Annotated in this window: 12 protein-coding genes and 1 pseudogene; 6 read left to right on the top strand and 7 right to left on the bottom strand. The window is 53.4% G+C overall.

The window, feature by feature from the left end:
- The first annotated feature begins 35 nt into the window (after positions 1 to 35).
- From HUU59_00100 to HUU59_00120, 5 genes and pseudogenes are all read left to right on the top strand, one after another.
- Positions 36 to 1502, top strand: a complete 1467-nt coding sequence (locus HUU59_00100) for a proline--tRNA ligase (protein ID NUO17839.1) — start codon at positions 36 to 38, stop codon at positions 1500 to 1502.
- Between the two features lie 52 nt (positions 1503 to 1554).
- On the top strand, positions 1555 to 2220 hold the full coding sequence (locus tag HUU59_00105; protein NUO17840.1) for a hypothetical protein: 666 nt from the start codon (positions 1555 to 1557) through the stop codon (positions 2218 to 2220).
- A 5-nt stretch (positions 2221 to 2225) separates the two neighbouring features.
- On the top strand, positions 2226 to 2792 hold the full coding sequence (gene cobO / locus HUU59_00110) for a cob(I)yrinic acid a,c-diamide adenosyltransferase (protein ID NUO17841.1): 567 nt from the start codon (positions 2226 to 2228) through the stop codon (positions 2790 to 2792).
- A 146-nt stretch (positions 2793 to 2938) separates the two neighbouring features.
- Positions 2939 to 4777 (top strand): annotated as a pseudogene (gene hflB / locus HUU59_00115) (ATP-dependent zinc metalloprotease FtsH).
- A 163-nt stretch (positions 4778 to 4940) separates the two neighbouring features.
- Positions 4941 to 5507, top strand: a complete 567-nt coding sequence (locus HUU59_00120; protein ID NUO17842.1) for a hypothetical protein — start codon at positions 4941 to 4943, stop codon at positions 5505 to 5507.
- Between the two features lie 373 nt (positions 5508 to 5880).
- Here the strand turns inward: HUU59_00120 and HUU59_00125 are convergent, their stop codons facing one another.
- From HUU59_00125 to uvrA, 6 genes are read right to left on the bottom strand one after another with little or no spacing between them, the layout of a single operon-like run.
- Positions 5881 to 6672: a hypothetical protein gene (locus HUU59_00125; protein NUO17843.1), complete on the bottom strand. Its 792-nt coding sequence runs from the start codon at positions 6670 to 6672 to the stop codon at positions 5881 to 5883.
- A gap of 5 nt (positions 6673 to 6677) precedes the next feature.
- Positions 6678 to 7406: a sulfite exporter TauE/SafE family protein gene (locus HUU59_00130; GenBank protein ID NUO17844.1), complete on the bottom strand. Its 729-nt coding sequence runs from the start codon at positions 7404 to 7406 to the stop codon at positions 6678 to 6680.
- A 4-nt stretch (positions 7407 to 7410) separates the two neighbouring features.
- Positions 7411 to 8829: an aspartate ammonia-lyase gene (locus HUU59_00135; protein NUO17845.1), complete on the bottom strand. Its 1419-nt coding sequence runs from the start codon at positions 8827 to 8829 to the stop codon at positions 7411 to 7413.
- A gap of 20 nt (positions 8830 to 8849) precedes the next feature.
- On the bottom strand, positions 8850 to 9881 hold the full coding sequence (nadA, locus tag HUU59_00140; GenBank protein ID NUO17846.1) for a quinolinate synthase NadA: 1032 nt from the start codon (positions 9879 to 9881) through the stop codon (positions 8850 to 8852).
- Between the two features lie 10 nt (positions 9882 to 9891).
- Positions 9892 to 12078, bottom strand: coding sequence for a M28 family peptidase (locus HUU59_00145; protein ID NUO17847.1), 2187 nt, complete (start codon positions 12076 to 12078; stop codon positions 9892 to 9894).
- Positions 12075 to 14951: an excinuclease ABC subunit UvrA gene (gene uvrA / locus HUU59_00150; GenBank protein ID NUO17848.1), complete on the bottom strand. Its 2877-nt coding sequence runs from the start codon at positions 14949 to 14951 to the stop codon at positions 12075 to 12077. Before uvrA ends, HUU59_00145 begins: the two co-directional genes overlap by 4 nt.
- A gap of 333 nt (positions 14952 to 15284) precedes the next feature.
- Between uvrA and HUU59_00155 the strand changes: the two genes are divergently transcribed.
- The gene (locus tag HUU59_00155) at positions 15285 to 16664 is read left to right on the top strand and encodes a sigma-54-dependent Fis family transcriptional regulator (GenBank protein NUO17849.1); all 1380 of its coding nucleotides are present in this window, start codon (positions 15285 to 15287) and stop codon (positions 16662 to 16664) included.
- A gap of 74 nt (positions 16665 to 16738) precedes the next feature.
- On the opposite strand, the gene HUU59_00160 is transcribed toward HUU59_00155, so the two are convergent.
- Positions 16739 to 18466: a hypothetical protein gene (locus HUU59_00160; GenBank protein NUO17850.1), complete on the bottom strand. Its 1728-nt coding sequence runs from the start codon at positions 18464 to 18466 to the stop codon at positions 16739 to 16741.
- Positions 18467 to 18482: the final 16 nt, after the last annotated feature.

An 18482-nucleotide genomic window follows, 5' to 3' on the forward strand; every position in this document is an offset into this window, starting at 1 on the left:
AACTGCAACGTTATCCAATCCTAATTCTCTGATACATGGCTAAGAACATCACCCCTCGGGAAAAAGACTACGCCGAGTGGTATCTCGATTTGGTTCGCGAAGCTAAACTTGCCGATTACTCGCCTGTTAAGGGCTGCATGGTTATTCGTCCCAACGGGTATGCACTCTGGGAGGGAATCCAAAGGCAGCTCGACAAAATGTTCAAGGACACCGGTCACGTCAACGCATACTTCCCGATGCTCATCCCGCAAAGCTTTCTCGAAAAAGAGGCTGAGCACGTCGAAGGATTTGCCATGGAATGCGCAGTCGTGACACACTCAGGTCTGGAACCGGACGGAACAGGCCGATTGAAACCGAAAGGCAAGCTCGAAGAAAACTATGTGCTCCGGCCAACGTCCGAGACTATTATCTGGTCCATGTACAAGAATTGGGTGCAGAGCTACCGTGACTTGCCCATCCTGATTAATCAATGGGCAAATGTTTATCGTTGGGAAATGCGCACTCGTCTCTTTCTGCGCACGGCTGAGTTCCTCTGGCAAGAGGGTCACACCGCGCACGCCACCGCCGAAGAAGCGGTCGAAGAGACGATCAAGATGCTGAATGTCTATCGCGATTTCGCTGAGAACTACATGGCGATGCCCGTCATGTACGGACTTAAGAGTGAAGGCCAGAAATTCCCCGGTGCTGTTGATACGTATTGCATTGAGGCAATGATGCAGGACAAAAAGGCGTTGCAAGCAGGCACGTCGCATTTCCTCGGCCAGAATTTCGCCAAAGCGTTTGACGTTCAGTTCCAGACAGACCACAACACGCTCGACTATGTCTGGGCTACGTCATGGGGTGTCTCGACGCGGCTAATCGGTGCTATCATTATGTCGCACTCCGATGACGACGGCGTAATCATACCGCCGCGACTCGCGCAATGGCCGGTGATATTTATTCCAATTGCTCGCAAGGATGACGAGCGCGCCTCAGTTTTGGATGCAGTCAATCGCATTCGCAAGGAGCTTTCCGACCATAGCATCGGCTCGCGTGTGGATGACCGCGACAATGTTACGCCCGGCTTCAAGTTCGCTGAAGCAGAACTTTTCGGATATCCGGTTCGTGTTGAACTCGGCCCGCGTGATTTGGCTGCCGGCAATTGCGTCGTCACACTTCGACACAACCGCGAGAAAATTACTGTTCCGCTTTCCGGTGCGGCTTCCGAGATTCCCAAGCTGCTTGACCGAGTGCAGCACGAACTGTTCGAGCAATCCCGTGTACGCATGATTGCAAATACAAGAAAAATCGACTCCTATTCTGATTTCAAGGAGTTTATCGACGCCGACGGCGGTTTTGCACTTGTCCATTGGGCAGGGGATTCTGCCGACGAAAAGCGTGTCCAGGAAGAAACAAAGGCGACTCTGCGTGTGATTCCCATGGACGGTGAAAAGGAATCCGGTGTCTGCATGCTTACCGGTAAACCGTCCAAGCAGCGCGTCGTCTTCGCCAAAGCATATTGATTACATTCGGTCGGTCCCGGGCAAGAATAAACCCGCTCTGCGGAGGTGCCTCATGCTTCGTGCTTCTCGTTCCGCATTTCTTTTTCTGAGCCTGCTCTGCGCTCTGTCACCGTTGTTTGCGCAAAGTGCCGCGAACGGTGTTTCGTGGGGGTTCACCCGCACTTATTGGGACGGCACTTGGTACCGGGACGGCTATGCACAAGCCGGAACCGGCGGCAACATGATTAGCGTTCGCCGTGATTTGCCGATGAACAATCAAACTCGCATTGCCATTCTCGGAAGCTACAGCTGGCTCCGGCACACGACCACAACACTGCGCGAACCGGTGGTCATTGACCCAGTTACCGATGAAGTGATTTCCGGCGGTCTGCTTACAACCCGCACGGACAAAACCTATTTTCGTGAAATTGAGCTTGCCGCCCACCTTCACCACTATGTTGACAGCGAGGGGCGTTCGCAATTCTATTTGGGCGGAGGTCCCTCGGCACGCTGGGGTTCAGCCGGTAAACGGGAACAGAACAGCCGTAAGTCCGAGTTCCATACGAACGCCGCGTGGTTCGGCCTCTCTGCTTTGGTCGGCATGAAACAACAGTGGAGCGACGGCGCTTTGACCACGTTTTTCGAACCGCGATTGCTCTGGAGTCCCGACCCGTCCGACCGCTTTCAGGAAACTTTTCCGCCCGTCAATCTCATCGTTGCGATGGGCGTGCTCTGGTAAAAACATTGACTGATTCTCAAAAAACTTCTGCTGAGCGCGAGAAACCGGAAGGACTCGTCCTCATTAATACCGGCGATGGCAAGGGAAAAACAACTGCCGCACTCGGTACCGTCCTGCGAGCTGTTGGCTACGGCCACCATGTTCTCATTGTTCAGTTCATCAAAGGCAGCTGGACATATGGGGAAATGAAATCCATCAAGCGGCTTGAGCCCGAAGTGGAGTTTCATCGCATGGGAAAGGGCTTTGTCGGCATTATAGATGACAATCTGCCGCGCGAAGCCCACGAACAGGCTGCGAAGGAAGCCCTTGAATTTGCAATTGAGAAGATGAAATCCGGTGACTACCAGCTTGTCCTGTTGGACGAGATCTTTGTCGCCGTAATGCTGAATCTCCTGACTGTAGCCGATCTCCATCGAGTCCTCGATGTCCGGCCAAAGAACACCACATTGATACTGACCGGGCGCGGGGCTCCGGCTGAAATACTCGAACGCGGTGACACCGTGACCGAGATGAAAGAAATCAAACATGCCTTCCAGCGCGGCATTCTTGCCCAACGCGGGGTGGACTACTGACCTTGAGCGAAACACAAGAAAAAAATAACTCTCAGAAGAAACCGCTGCCCGGTGCGACGAAGAAGTTCAACTTCTCCCTCTGGTATCTCGTGGCGGTGTTGCTCGCATTGTTCATCGCGCAGGCCTACATGGGCGGTCAGCGCTATGAAAAGCTTACGTACTCCCGGTTCAAGGAACTCCTGAATGAAGACAAAATCAAGAACGTCATCATCACTCAGGAGAACATCCGCGGTGAGGCCCTCCTTGATTCCGCCGGAATTCAAGTGCAAACTCCCTTCGAAACCGTCCGCGTCGAAGATTCCGAACTCGTCAAACAGCTTGAAGCTAAAGGCATCGAATTCGAAGGCCGCTTCGATTCCGATTGGTTGAAGGGCTTCTTCTTTGCTTGGATTCTCCCTCTTGGTATCATTATTCTGCTCTGGAGCTTTCTCATCCGCAGGATGGGCGGCGGCGGAACCGGCGGCTTAATGTCATTTGGAAAATCCCGCGCGAAAGTCTACGTGGAAAGTTCGACCAAAATCAACTTCAGTGATGTTGCCGGAATTGACGAAGCTGTTGAAGAATTGAAAGAAGTCGTGGACTTTCTGAAACACCCGGCCAAGTTTCGTGCCCTCGGAGCTCAGATACCAAAAGGCGTTATGCTCGTCGGTCCTCCGGGAACCGGAAAAACACTTCTCGCGAAGGCGGTAGCCGGTGAAGCAAATGTTCCCTTCTTCTCAATCTCTGGTTCCGACTTCGTCGAAATGTTCGTTGGCGTCGGTGCTGCCCGTGTGCGCGACCTGTTCGCACAAGCTCAAACGAAAGCGCCTTGCATTGTCTTCATTGACGAGCTTGACGCGCTCGGAAAAGCTCGCGGAGCCAATCCGTGGGCTAGTCACGATGAACGTGAGCAAACCTTGAATGCTCTCCTTGTGGAGATGGACGGCTTTGAAAGCTCGAAAGGCGTCATCATCATGGCGGCAACAAACCGTCCAGAAATCCTTGACATGGCCCTCATGCGTCCCGGACGGTTCGACCGGCAAGTTGTCGTGGACCCGCCCAATATCGATGGTCGTGAAGCGATTCTGAGAGTCCATTGCAAAGGCAAGAAGATAGCCAAGGAAGTGAATCTGCGCGTCATTGCCGCTCGTACTCCCGGTTTTGCCGGTGCGGACTTGGCAAATGCCATTAACGAAGCCGCTCTGCTCGCCGCGCGGCGAGGTAAAAAGGAAATCGGCATGCGCGAGCTTGAAGAAGCTGTTGACCGCGAAATGACCGGACTCGAGCGGCGCAGCCGCGTGATGACGCCCAAAACAAAGGAAAAGATCGCCTATCACGAATGCGGGCATGCCTTGGTGGGTGCTAAGCTTCCTCATACCGACCCCATTCACCGCGTGTCCATCATCCCCCGCGGCACCTCGACACTTGGCCACACTCTCTACCTGCCGGCCGAAGAGCAAGTCCTGATTACCAAGCAGGAGATTGTGGACAAAATCAAAGTTGCCCTGGGAGGACGGGCGGCAGAAGAGCTGATTTACGGCGAAGTCTCGTCGGGTGCCTATAGCGATTTGCAGCAGGTCACCGGAATGGCTCGAGCCATGGTCATGGACTATGGCATGTCCGAAAAACTCGGTCAGGTCGTCTACCGCAAGCGCGGTGGCGGTCGTGACAATCCGTTTCAGGCACAGGACGATTACTACGGCGAAAAGACTGCCGAAGCCATCGACCACGAAGTTCGCGAAATCATCGACAATTGTTACGATGAAGCAAAACGGATTCTCGCGGAGAATCTGGATGTTCTGAAAAGCATGACTGCCGAGCTCCTCAAAGTCGAGATCCTTGAAGGCGATGCGCTGGCGCAGTTCCTCGGCAAAGACCGAATTACCGACTACTCCGAGCACATGAAAAATGGTTCCGGACCCGTCGCGGACGACCCGTCGAAGGATGAGGAAGCGCCATCAGGGGATGACCCGAATGTCGGGCACAACCTCGACAAGGAAGGTTGATTTGAACCAATTTCGCACTCTGCGCGCTGGATTCTGCAATTGGCTCGCACTTTGCGTGGTTCATTTCCACCACACTGTTCGATTTTATTCAGTTTGCGTTCTGCAACACCCCCGCTTTTTCGGGCACATCACTTGCCCATCGTATGAACACACAAGCCGAAGGATGAAAAGTATGTTGCCGCTGATTTTGTTGATGCTCCTCTGCACTGCCGCGTTCGCGGATGATAATGCACCCGTGCAAATTAATTTCAATCTTGTGCAGGTCAACAAATACGCCGGTCAGGAGGATGTGCTGGGAAATATCCAGACTCCCGGACAGCGAATTGTCATTGATGTCGGCAACGGCGAAACCATGCTGCAATATCTTGCTGCGGCGGCCAAAGTCCCCGTTAAGGTGCGGCAGTTCACGACAAGCGGCCCGGGAAGCTCAACCGATGCGCATGTCGTCGAATGGGAGACGTTTCGTGTGTTCACCGCTCCCAGCGGGACGGATTCATTCAAAGTGATGTCGTCCCGCACCGGATGCCCCGGTACGGAAGTGGCACCTTCGGTTGCGGTCTCGTTCGCGTCAAAGGGCGGCTGGAGCGACCCGATTCGCTTCGGTCCTTTGACCTCGAACACCACCTGCCCCCTTGGACACGGCTTCACGCTCGAAGTCGTCGGGCAAGGTTCACAACCGCCGCGCATAAAACTCATAGAAGCAGGTTCAACCATGATGGGTAAACGATAGGGTGGATGCAGCGACACTTGGAAAAAGGAGAAGCGGGCGATGAGTAATCATCGCCCGCTTCGTTTGTCCGAATCGATGCTTACTCTCAATTGGTGCACCTCCATGGATGCACCTCACCATCTCCCGCTTATCAAGCCTCCCGACCCCAAATCATGCCTCTCGAAAATCCTCTTCGCCAACGTAAGTTCAATGCCAGAACCCTCTAATTGCAAATTGAACAAATGTTTGAATAAAATATTATTTTGAGGAACAAACTATTGACATCTTGTGTATATATATCGTATATTAGATGCAATCACTGATTTGACAATCCAATGAGTTGGCACAAAAAAAGGCGCGTGTTGCGCGCCCTCTTTATGATAATAGAATGCGATTACAGATTCAGCCGTATCCGTCTCAACTCCGCCTTCGATCCGGCTCCAATCTCAAACTTCGCTCCGTCAAGCGTGTACCATTCTGAAACTCCTTGAACCGGAGAGAAGGGACGAGGTAAATAGAGCGCTGTGCTGGGGGTACCGCACATACCTAATAGCAAAAGCCGCTCGCCCTTTTGATTGCGGCACAGATCCATTACTATCCCCACCCAGCTTTCTTTCTCGTTGCGCAGCGCGACAATCAAATCGCCAATCGCAATCGAGTCGTCCACTATCGCTTGAGTCTCACGTCGTAGGGCAATCGCACCCATCTCTTCGGCGACAAAACTCAGATAGCGCTCATAATTGGACTGACTTCCGTCAGGTGTCGTCTGCTGGATAAATGTGATTCTGCCGCCGCTCTTTCGCGGGCGCAGTCCCTCGTACCAGTCGCTCCACCGCGCCGCCTGCCCGTTGTCAAGCGGAAATGCGATATCGCCGCGACGCCCGTGTTCCCACAGATACTGTCCCCACAGCCGCACAATGCCGTCAACCCCGACGTCCCGTGAATTGTCAAACGGCTGGATAGCCGTCTTGCCGATGACATTCTCGTCGCAGAGTAATGTCTTGCCGTCACCCGCCAAAATCTCGCCCGGCGGATAGAGTTTCGTGTCACGCAGTGTCTTGGCGAAATCTCCCGCCACCTTGCTCACTCGCTCGTAACCCGGTGGTGTCTGAATATTGCCAATGGTCTGTGCAGTGCCCGCCGATGCAAGAAGGGCAGCGATCAGGATTGTGACGAGAATTTTCATAGGTCTCATTTGAAAAAGAATAGAAAGCGCACGCCAACTGCCGCCAACACTGCCAGCAAAATTCCGCGAAATACCCGTGCGCGCATCCGCGATACCAGAACTTTGCCAAAATACGAACCTGCAACCATCAACGCCATTAGCGGCAGCAAGAGCAACACATCTTTCATCGTCAGGATGCTCGTTCCTCCCCACACAGCGATTTTGGCCACGTGAGTTCCTGCTGCTGCAAGAGCTTCTGTGCCGAGAAAGCTCTCTTTAATCAATCCGTATCTCAAGAAATACGGCGCGATGATCAACCCCGAGCCGCCTACTACGCCGCTCGAAACTCCGGCCGGGATTCCAATCCACGACATGGACCGCAAATCTGCCGATTTAGGCCACTGCACTCGCAGAAAATTCAACAGCACGTAGATGACGAGATACGCGCCTAATATCCGCGCAATCCATATTGCCGGAAGATATGCGTAACCCAGCGCGCCCAGCGCCGCTCCCGGAATTGCCGTCAGCAGAAATGCTCGCAAGACCTGCCAGTTGATTCCGGCTCGCGCAAACCACGCCCGCGAAAAATTACCGGCCAGCAGCAGCAGCGACAGATATGGCACGGCCAGCTTCATCCCGACAATCTCAGCCAAGATCGGCAGATAGACCATGCCGCCGCCGACGCCCGCAATCCCCGAAACTGTCGAGGCCAGCAGTGCGCCGGCGGCCAATATCATGTAATCAGTCAGCGGCAATGTGTCATCCGCCGCCTGCTCCGGCCGACTGTAAATCCGGATCCGTCAAGCGCCGAGGTTCAAGAATCTCCTTCATCTGCTCTTCGGTCAACAGTTTGTGTTCGCGAATCAGTTGCACGATGGACTTCCCCGTCTTCACCGATTCCTTGGCAAGTTCCGCGGCCTTTGCATAACCGATATACGGATTCATGATTGTGGCCATGCCAACGGAGGACTCAAAGTACATCCGGCAGCGTTCACGGTCAACGGTGATGCCGTCCACGCAGCGTTTACTGAACACTTCAATGGACGTGCTCAATATGTGCAATGCTTGCTGAAGATTGTAATTCATCACCGGCATCATGACATTGAGATCCATCTGTCCGGCATGCGCGCAGTAGGCAACGGTCTGGTCAAACCCTACGACCTGATAGCACACCTGATTCATCATTTCCGCCATTGAAGGATTGACCTTGCCCGGCATGATGGAAGAGCCCGGCTGCACGGCCGGCAAGTAGATCTCCTGTAATCCTGTCCGGGGCCCGCTGCTTAGCAATCTGAGATCGGAGACAATTTTTCCGAGCTCTAAAGCGAGCAGCCTCAATGCGGATGAAAAGTGCAGAAAGTCTCCCAGACTTTGTGTCACCTCAAACAGGTCTTCTGCAGGGTGAAACGCTATGCCGGTTCGGGCGGAGATTTCCTTTGCCACTCGCGCGCGATATTCAGGATGAGCATTCATACCCGTTCCCGCTGCCGTACCGCCCAGATTCAATTGCCGCAGACCGGCTTCCGCTTCGACCAAACGAGCGCGGCAGCGCTTCATAATTGAGGCATAGCCGCCGAACTCTTGACCAAGTCGAATCGGTACTGCATCCTGCAAGTGCGTGCGCGCACTCTTGATAATATCGTCAAATTCCTTCGCCTTGGCGTCGAGCGCCGAGATTATCATGTCTACAGATTTCAGCAAGTCAGGAAACTTCAGACACAAGCCAATACGCATTGCCGCCGGATACGTGTCGTTCGTGGACTGTGCCATGTTGACGTGGTCGTTCGGATTCACCTTGCTGTAGTCACCGCGTTTCAATCCCAGTAATTCAGCCGCACGATTCGCAATCACTTCATTGACGTTCATGTTTGTCGAAGTGCCCGCGCCGGCCTGATACACATCCACTACAATCTGGTCGGCATGTTTGCCCGACAGAAGCTCGTCTGCCGCAGAAATTATCGCCTTCGACTGCTCCTCTGTCAGCAAGTGCAAATCGCGATGCACGACTGCCGCGGAACGCTTTATCGTCACGTATGCTCTCACAAATACAGGGTGTGGCCGCAACCCCGAAATCGGGAAGTTGGCCACTGCGCGTGCCGTTTGCACGCCGTAGTACGCATTCGCCGGGACCTGCAATTCGCCCAGCGAGTCCTTTTCAATTCTAAATTCGCTGCTCATGATCCGTTCTAATAAGTTGATTATTCGTTCGCAACGCTGTCAGGTAGCTTCAAGTTGTCGCGGATCCCGCCCGTCAATTCAAACATCCGCTCGAGTGCCCTGCGCGCTCGCGAACGGTCTGGTTCGTCCACTTCTATCTGAAACCGATTCTGCTGCAATGCCTGCTCGACGTCATCCAAAGAAATCGCCTTCATAAATCTGCAAATTTTGCAAGCCCGGTAAAAATTCTTGTCAGGCACACTGATTTGCAGTAAATCGGACAGCCCGCATTCAGTTACTGCAAGAAAGTCCGTAGCCTCGCTCGCCTGTGCGTACTCCACCATTCCCGAGGTTGACAGCGCGGCATCTGCCAACGCAACCACGTCATCGCGGCATTCCGGATGCACAAGTATCTTGATCCCCGGGATCTGCCTGCGCATGGTCATGACTGTCTCCGGTGTAATCTGGTGATGCACGTAACAATAGCCGTCCCACGCGATAATTGTCTTCTCCGGCACGTGCAGTGCAACATGACGAGCCAAATTCTGGTCTGGAACAAACAAGATGTGCTTGCTTTCGAGCGCGCGCACGACCGAAACCGCGTTGGAGCTTGTGCAGCACGCGTCCGACTGCGCCTTCACGTCCGCCGTGGTGTTTACATACGTAACGACTTGCAAGTCGGGATAGGTGCGGCGCAATTCCGCCGCGCGTTTCGCTACATCCTCTCCAGTCGCCATGTCCGCCAGTGAGCAGCCTGCCGCGAGGTTTGGCAGCAGCACGGTCTTCTCAGGGTTGACAATTTTTGCTGTCTCAGCCATAAAGTGCACACCGCAAAACACAATCACGTCCGCGTCTTTGACCTCGGCGGCTTTCAGCGACAACCCAAGTGAGTCACCGAGAAAATCCGCAACTTCGAAGATTTCCGGGCGCTGATAGTTGTGCGCCAGCACGACGGCATTGCGCTCGCGTTTTAAGCGTTTGATTCGGTCTATCGATCCCAGCAGAGGTGCGATCCGATCCTCAGTGTAATAGTCCGGATCAAGTCGGTGGAGCTTATTGTAGAGTTCAGTCATATCTTCGCTGTTACCCGTTCAAGAATCTGCGCAGATTCTTCCCCACAAGATGAAATATGTCGTCGCGCGTGAAGCCCGCCTCATAAAGCTTGCGGAATGCCGCTTTCTGGTCAGACTGGCGCATGTCGTCAAAGGATTCGCCGAAATTCAAATGCACATATCGCTGACGTCCCTTATGAAGGGTCATGAGCTGCTCGACTGTGGGCTCTCCTGTGATATCAATCAGCAGTAACGCGGAACTGACCAGTAGCGAGTCCCGAATCTCAGCCGGAGTTGACGCAAATTGTGACAGGGAAGCCGTTACAATTCCCTGTGATCCCCACTTCTGCACTCGCGGAGACGTGTTGAAATCCAGTGGGATCAAAGCGTATGTCCCGGAGTCCTTCAGCAATTGAAAAATCTCGTCGCTCATAGCGAGCTTTGCCGCTTCTGCGCCCGGTGTCAGATTCACCAGTGACAGACCCATCTTCGTCAATGTCAGCACATCATGAACCGGCCGCTTGCTCAGACCGACTTCCGGAACAGCCAATACGACCGCGCTCTTCAATTCGTCCTGCTTATTTACCGCGTCCTTCAGGCCGCTGCTGGTGATATTCTTGTCAGCACAATATGCGTGCAGGTGCGAGGCGCTGCTGATGAGTTCAGGTATCGGTGTCGCCGAATTGTGGGGAAGCCAGGCCACCTCAATCGATGAGGACTGCTTCACTGTTCCGGTCCTGTCAATGAAGAATCCGTCCACGTCAATCGTTGTTGCGAAATATGTCATCATCCGCAGTGAATCGGAGCGGCTGGCAAGCGACGTTTGCTCGCTGCCAAGCCTGCGAATCAGTGCTTCGGAATGTCTCCCGACGTCCGCAAAGGATTCGAGGTTCAGCCAAGCTCCATCGTCACAATAGTGATGATAGAACGGATGACTTCCCTTGGAAAAGAAGGCGACTCCCGGAGCTCCGTATTCGACAAACGGCGCGTAGTCACTGGCACCGTCCCCGTCGTAAATTGCCAAACGAGGCGGCTTGCCGGATTCTGCGAGCGAATCCGCCCACGTTTTGCCAATTGAACCAAGAAGTTCAAGTCCAACGATAGTCGTTCCGCCGTCGCCTTGACCAACCATGTCGAAGTTGAGCATCGCGGTAATATTGCCAAAGGGAATCGTCGGATTCTCGACGAAGTAATTGCTGCCGAGTAAACCGTCCTCTTCCGCCGTAAACCAGATGAACATCACCGACCGCTTGAGCGCCGGACCTTGCGCAACAGCCCGCGCCAGCTCGGCAATGAGAGCGCTTCCGGACGCGTTGTCATCCGCTCCGTTGTAAGGAACTTTCGCCGCGTTCAGACCACAATGGTCAAGATGCGCGCCGACGACGATAATCTCATTCTTCAGCACTGCGTCGGTTCCGTACTTGATGGCGCACACGTTCCGCGCTTCCTTACCCTTCAACTGCCTGTTGTTAACAGTTAAGGAAACCTGCTTTCCGGTCGGAAGCGGTGTCGCCTCGCGCTTAATCTTGTCCTGATAGCTCTTTATCGAGTAGCCGGTATTCTCCAAGAGTATCTGAAGCACGCGGTCGCCGATGTAAAGAAGCGGGAAAGCAGGGTCGTAACTCTTCTCCGAGATTGCAGCTCCATTCACGGGCATGGTCCGCTCGTGCCACATCACAGCGACTGCGCCTCTCTCTTTGGCCCACTGCAGCATCTTGCCTCGGCGATTCTCGGAAGAGAAGCTGTAGGCACTCTTGGGTTCTCCACGCAGAATGACGACAATCTTTCCATTGACGTCGACATCTCCGTAATCATTCCGTCCCTTTTCGTCGGAGACGATGCCATGCCCAACGATGACCGCTTCCGTGTTGACAAACTTCGAACCTGAGTGAGTCACGAAATTGTAATCGAGTCCGTGGACAAAGGTTATCTTGCCGAGTTCACTTCCGGATATCGACAATGATGAACCTTGTTCCTGTGTGACAAGAATCGGAACCGGTTGAAAGAATCCGTCCGTTCCGATGGGCGACAGCCCAAGTTCACGGCAATAGTCGGCCATGAATTGTTCGGCCTTTGTTCCACCGGGGTGTCCGGAACGGCGACCTTCGAACTCGTCGCCTGCAAGGACATTTGCAAGGTCGAGAGCGCGCTGCGCATCAAAAGACTGGGCGCAGAGCAGGGAAACCGAAACGAAAGTCAACAGGAATGCTCTGATCATGCGCTCGCCTCGACAGTGCGGCGCTTGCCGTTCGATTGCAGTGTCTGATTGCGCCGGGCTTCGAGTTCAAGCTTCAAATATCGGCCTGTATGACTTAACTTGTGTTTGGCGATGTCCTCGGGTGTGCCTGCGGCAAGAATCTCTCCTCCGCGTTCGCCGCCTTCAGGACCCAAGTCAATAATCCAATCGGCTGTCTTGATGACGTCCAGATTATGTTCGATAACGAGCACAGTGTTGCCTCTGTCAACAAGCGTGTGCAGTACTTTCAGCAGCAGTTTGATATCATGAAAGTGTAATCCTGTTGTCGGCTCGTCGAGGATGTAAATTGTACGACCGGTAGCGACGCGGGAGAGTTCGGTGGCAAGCTTGACGCGCTGTGCCTCGCCGCCGGAGAGTGTCGTGGCCTGCTGGCCTAAATGTATGTATCCTAACCCTACTTCTTCAAGTGTTGCAAGTTTGCGGGCAATCGGAGGCAGCGATTCAAAAAACTCGCGGGCTTCCGAGACACTCATTTCCAGCACATCGGCGATCGATTTGCCTTTCCAGCGGACTTCCATCGTTTCGCGATTGTAGCGCTTGCCGTGACAGACTTCGCAAGGGACATACACGTCCGGAAGGAAGTGCATCTCGATTTTGATGATGCCGTCACCCTGACAGTTTTCACAGCGGCCACCCTTGACGTTGAACGAGAAGCGGCCGGGTTTGTAACCGCGCATCTTTGCTTCGGGAAGCTGGCTGTAAAGGTCTCGTATCTGTGTGAACAGTCCGGTGTACGTGGCGGGATTTGAGCGTGGTGTTCTGCCAATAGGTGACTGGTCTATATCAATCACCTTGTCAAGATGCTGCAGTCCCGTCAATTGCCCATACGGAAGCGGCGGTTCCTTGGCACTGTAAAACTTCTGAGCCAGCGCGCGGTACAACGTCTCGTTTATCAGAGTGGACTTCCCCGAACCCGAAACTCCGGTCACGACCGTGAACGTGCCGAGGGGAATATCAATGGACACGTCGCGAAGATTGTTGCCGCGTGCCCGGCGAATCCCGAGGTTTTTGCCGAGGCCAGGTCGACGCTCGGAGGGGACATCAATTTTATCCAGTCCGCTCAAGAATCGTCCGGTGAGCGATTTCTCGACTTTCGCAATTTCGAAAGGAGTTCCTTCCGCGACGACTTGTCCTCCATGGCGGCCTGCGCCGGGACCGAGATCTACAACATGGTCGGCGGCATCGATGGTGTCGCGGTCATGTTCAACAACGATTACGGTGTTACCGATGTCGCGCAGTCTTTTGAGAGTTGCAATGAGCCGGTCATTATCGCGCTGATGCAGGCCGATAGACGGTTCATCAAGGATGTACATGACGCCGGTCAACTGGGACCCGATCTGAGTCGCAAGTCTGATGCGCTGTGCCTCGCCGCCTGAGAGACTGCCCGCAGCACGATTAAGTGTCAAGTAATCCAGCCCCACATCCAGCAGGAAGGTAAGCCGCTCGCGCACTTCTTTGAGAATCTGTCTCGCTATGAGTGAATCGCGTTCATTTAACTTCAGGGTACTGAAGAAGTCATGTGCGTGGCCGATGGAAAGGTCGCAGACCTGATTGATGTTCTGACTGTTCACGAGGACGCTTAACGCTTCGGGCTTCAACCTCGCACCTCCACAGTCGGGGCAAGGGATATTGCCCATGAAGTCCTCAATCCATTCGCGCACTTGAGTCGAGGTTGTTTGCGAGTAGCGGCGCATGAGATTTGGAATGACTCCCTCCCATTTGCCGGTAGTCTCAAAGCGGGATTTCTGACCTTCCCAAACGAAGGCAAGCTCCTTTTTCCCAGATCCGTAGAGAATAACCTGTTTTTGTTCGGGCTTGAGCTTCTTCCATGGTGTCGTGAGACCAATCTTGAACTTCCGCGCGACGGCATCGAGCATGTTCCCCATCCAGCCGTCCACACCGCCTGACAAACTGGCTATCGCACCGTCTTCGATGGAGAGTTCATCGTTTGGCACGACTCGCTCCGGGTCAATCTCCATTTTGAAGCCTAATCCCGTGCAGCGCTCACAGGCGCCGAAAGGAGAGTTGAAACTGAAGAGTCGCGGCTCGACTTCCTGAATGGAGATACTGCAGTCCGGGCAAGCGAATCTCTCGCTGAATACACGCTCCTTGCGGCCTTCGATGGCGGCGATGAGCAAACCGCTTGAGAGCCGAAGTGTTGTCTCAACCGAATCTGTCAAGCGGGTGCGCAGTCCGTCCTTGATGACGAGCCGGTCAACAACGACTTCAATCGTGTGGCGAATTTTCTTATTGAGTTCTATCTTCTCGTCGAGCGAACGGATTTCACCGTCCACACGAACGCGAACAAAGCCGTCGCGCTGAATGTTCTCAAAGATTTCACGGTATTCACCTTTGCGGCCACTGACGACCGGAGCAAGCAATTGAATCTTCGTACCTTCGGGAAGACTTAATAGAGCATCAACGATTTCCTGTGCCGTTTGTCGCTGGATGGGTTTGCCGCAATTGGGACAGTGAGGTTTGCCGATTCTTGCATACAGTAATCGGAGATAGTCGTAGATCTCAGTGACCGTTGCGACGGTTGACCGCGGGTTGCGAATTCCTGCCTTTTGCTGAATTGAAATCGCAGGCGACAGTCCTTCAATGGAGTCTACGTCAGGTTTCTCCATAAGTCCAAGAAACTGACGGGCATAGGCCGAAAGTGATTCGACATAACGTCTCTGACCCTCGGCATACAACGTATCGAAGGCAAGGGAGGACTTCCCCGAGCCAGAAATGCCAGTGATTACAATCAATCTGTTACGTGGCAAGTCCAGCGAGATGTTTTGCAGATTGTGCTCGCGGGCACCGGTGATGCGCAGAAACGGGGATTCCATCTAATTGTAAAATTGAACCTTAGTGTGAACATTTAATGTACCGAAAAATCAGCCGATAATCAAGGCAGATGGGCAGAACACTCCACAAACCGTAGCATCTTTCGGCAACACTTTCCCTCGGCAAAAAGTGCTTGACAAACTCACAATCCATTAGTATATTGAGCGCACCTATGGCAGAATATGTACTAACATGCTGCTTTTAGGAAGGATGTACATATACTTGCTATAGCGATGGCGATGGCGCGAAGTTGTGGATAAGGTTTGTTATGCTGACAATTTTCAACACGTTTGACCCCATACACCTTCGTCAGAGTCGAAGAGGAGCGCCGTCACATGGCCAAAAATCGAATTCTTGTTGTAGACGACGAACAGCACTTCCGTGATTGGTTAGTCCAAACTCTTAAGCGTAGAAATTACACGGTCGAAGCCTGCGAGGATGGGCTGACCGCACTCAACCTCCTTGAAGACGGTCAACAGTTTGATGTGATCGTGACGGATGTCCGGATGCCTAAGATGTCCGGCCTCCAACTTCTGAGAACCGTACATGAGCGGTTTCCGGGAGTCGATGTAGTTATCATGACGCAATACGGCAGCGTACCGGAAGCCGTGGCCGCCTTGAAAGACGGGGCAATCGACTTTCTCGAGAAGCCCTTCCCCCAAGAGACTCTCCTCCTGCGTATTCAGAAAGCCTTTGAATCGCGCAAGCTCAAACTCGAAAACTATCAGTTGAAACGTGAACTGGGCACGAAGTTTCAGTTCAACAACATACTTGGTCAGTCGCCCAAGATGCTCGAGGTATTGGAGCAGCTCGAGATGATTGTGCCGACAAAAGCGACAGTGCTGATTCAAGGGGAATCAGGCACCGGCAAGGAATTGATCGCACGCGCCTTGCACGAAAACAGCCCGCGCCGGAACGGCCCGTTTGTAAAGATCAACTGTGCGGCGATGCCGGAAACACTCATGGAATCGGAACTCTTCGGTCACGAGAAGGGTGCTTTTACGGGCGCAATCAAGACTGTGGAAGGCCGGTTTGCGATGGCGAACGGAGGGACGTTACTGTTAGATGAAGTTTCGGAAATGTCACCGACGATGCAGGCCAAACTGCTGCGGGTGCTTCAAGAACGGGAGTTTGAGAAACTCGGAGGGCGCGAGACCATCAAGATTGACGTGAGAATCGTGGCTACGACGAACCGAGACTTGAAAAAGGCAATTTCCGAAGATCAGTTCCGCGAAGATTTGTATCACCGGCTAAACGTTTGTCCGATCAAGGTAAGTCCACTGCGCGAGCGTCGCGAGGATATTCCGGTTCTGGCAACGCACTTTGTGGCGTACTATGCCAATGAATACGCGAAGGATGTTCACGGGCTGGACGAAACGGCGATGGAGCAGCTTCTGAACTACGAGTGGCCGGGAAACGTGCGTGAACTTCAGCACAAGATGGAGCGGGCAGTTATCATGTGCGATGAGACCATGGTACGGACGAAGCACCTTTATCTGGACGGCATAGAGGCCGCGCCGCACTCAGAGACGATGTTTACCCTTGACGCACAGACGACTGCGACGCTGTCAGAGATAGAGAAGGCGGCGATCTTCCGGGCATTGCGCGTGCATGATAACAATCGCACGAAGACGGCGGAATCACTCGGCATCTCCATCCGAACATTACGAAACAAACTGCGGGAATACCGGGAAGAAGGTATCTCCGTTGATTGATTGAATAGCTCCGAATTGACAAAAGGGTTCCCTTCACGGGAACCCTTTTTGTTTGCATCCACTCACTTCTTTGACTACCGACGGGCAACGACTCTAAACATCGTGAGGTTGAGATGAAGCAGAGGAAGCGTTATTTCGCTCTCCTGCGTTGACAATCCCGGGTCCTCCCAAACATAGCCGTCAAAAGAGACTTCGATGCCGTAAGACGCAGCGCCGACAACGTCCATCCAATCCAGCCGGAGTTCACCTGATTCCATATAACGAATTGTCAACTCACGCGGTATCGGTTCCGGCACCTGGTAGGCAGTACGCAATCTTTTTCCACTGATTGGATCAACGGCGACAATCCTTTCGCCGGCAAGCAGCGGACGCAGCAACGGGCATTGTCCGACAATGTCATCGGCCAAAACTGCGACGCCAAGCGGCTCGATGAGTATTTCTCCGCTTGGATCCGTCGTCCACACTTCTACGGGGTGAGTCCAAGTGCCGAATACAGTGCATTGCATGTCACCTTGCCACGGCCAAGGTTCGGTAATGCGCGGTTTGATGTTCACAAACTCGAATCTGCGGCACATGAAACTGACATCCGCTCCTTCAGGCCCTCCCAAATCTTTTAGAAATGGCCGCTCGGCGTAAGCGGGGATCCAGCGGGAGAAGTGTGCGTCGCAATCATTCACAAGCAAGCCGAATCCATGCTGAGGGTGATTTGTCGGAGTAACACTTAACATATCCGTAATTTCAGGGAATTGCATTGCAGTCGCCCAGAGAGGTGTCGGACCGTCCGGCAGTTTGTTCCCGTCCATATCCGGCGCGACGATAATGAACTTCATCAATGTATCCACGAAGAAGTAACAGTGCATTTGCTCACTATATGCAAATGAGTAAAGGCCGGGAGGATATCGCATCTGCCAGAAGGGGAAAGGCTGTACGACTTGACCGTGATCAATCATTGCGGCCGTGAGATGGCTTCCGCCATCCCGATGAGCACCGGCGAGCATGAGCAGGGATATGCCGGGCGCGAAGTAGTCTTCGAATCCATGCATGTCCGATACCTCGAGTGGTCCGAGGTCAAAGAGAATCTCCTGAGAGTCGCCGGGTTGAAATGCGGCAAGCTGCCAATTTTCGGGAGGGTCCTTCGGCAAGTAACGCACGACCCAACTTGTCAGCCACGATGACTCGAGCATTTTCTTCAACGCATTGTAGGTATGAATGCGACGGTATTCCCTCAGTTTATCCCGAGTAAACCGGTAGTCGGCATCGGTACTGTCGAGACCAATTGAATCCTTGTAAGCGAGTTCCGCGCCGTAAGCCGGTATCTCGGTGTCAGTTTCGGGTAATGAATTGGATTGACCCTTGTGCGTGCCTTCGTGGACAAGCAACTCTTCAAGATAATCGGTGTTGCCGCTGCTTCCGGCGTCTGCGAGCACGTCATCGTTGATATTTATCTCGTCCCAGTATTCACCGCCTGCATAGTCGTCATTCAGCGTCTCCGCTTCCATTGTGCCCGATTCAAGCTGACCTTGCAGTGCGTTTGCCAACGTAGAGCAGGAGACGGTTAGAGTGTTTCCGGCGGCGTCGGTGTATGTAATTGAATCCGGAGGCGGAGTGCGGATGGAATCAATAGCCTGGCGAACTGTTGTGCTTTCGCTTGAAGTAAGCGGCCGACCGCTCCAACTACTATCGTACTGAAAATCCAGCGGATTTCTGGAAGGAGGGCGAGATATCCACGATTCTGTCGCCGTAAGAATACCGGCAATGAATATCACTGACGCCGTCCAGAACATGATATTTCGAAATACCATGATTCACTCCTTTCAA

The sequence above is a fragment of the bacterium genome (genome assembly GCA_013360195.1).
GTDB lineage: Bacteria > Electryoneota > RPQS01 > RPQS01 > RPQS01 > JABWCQ01.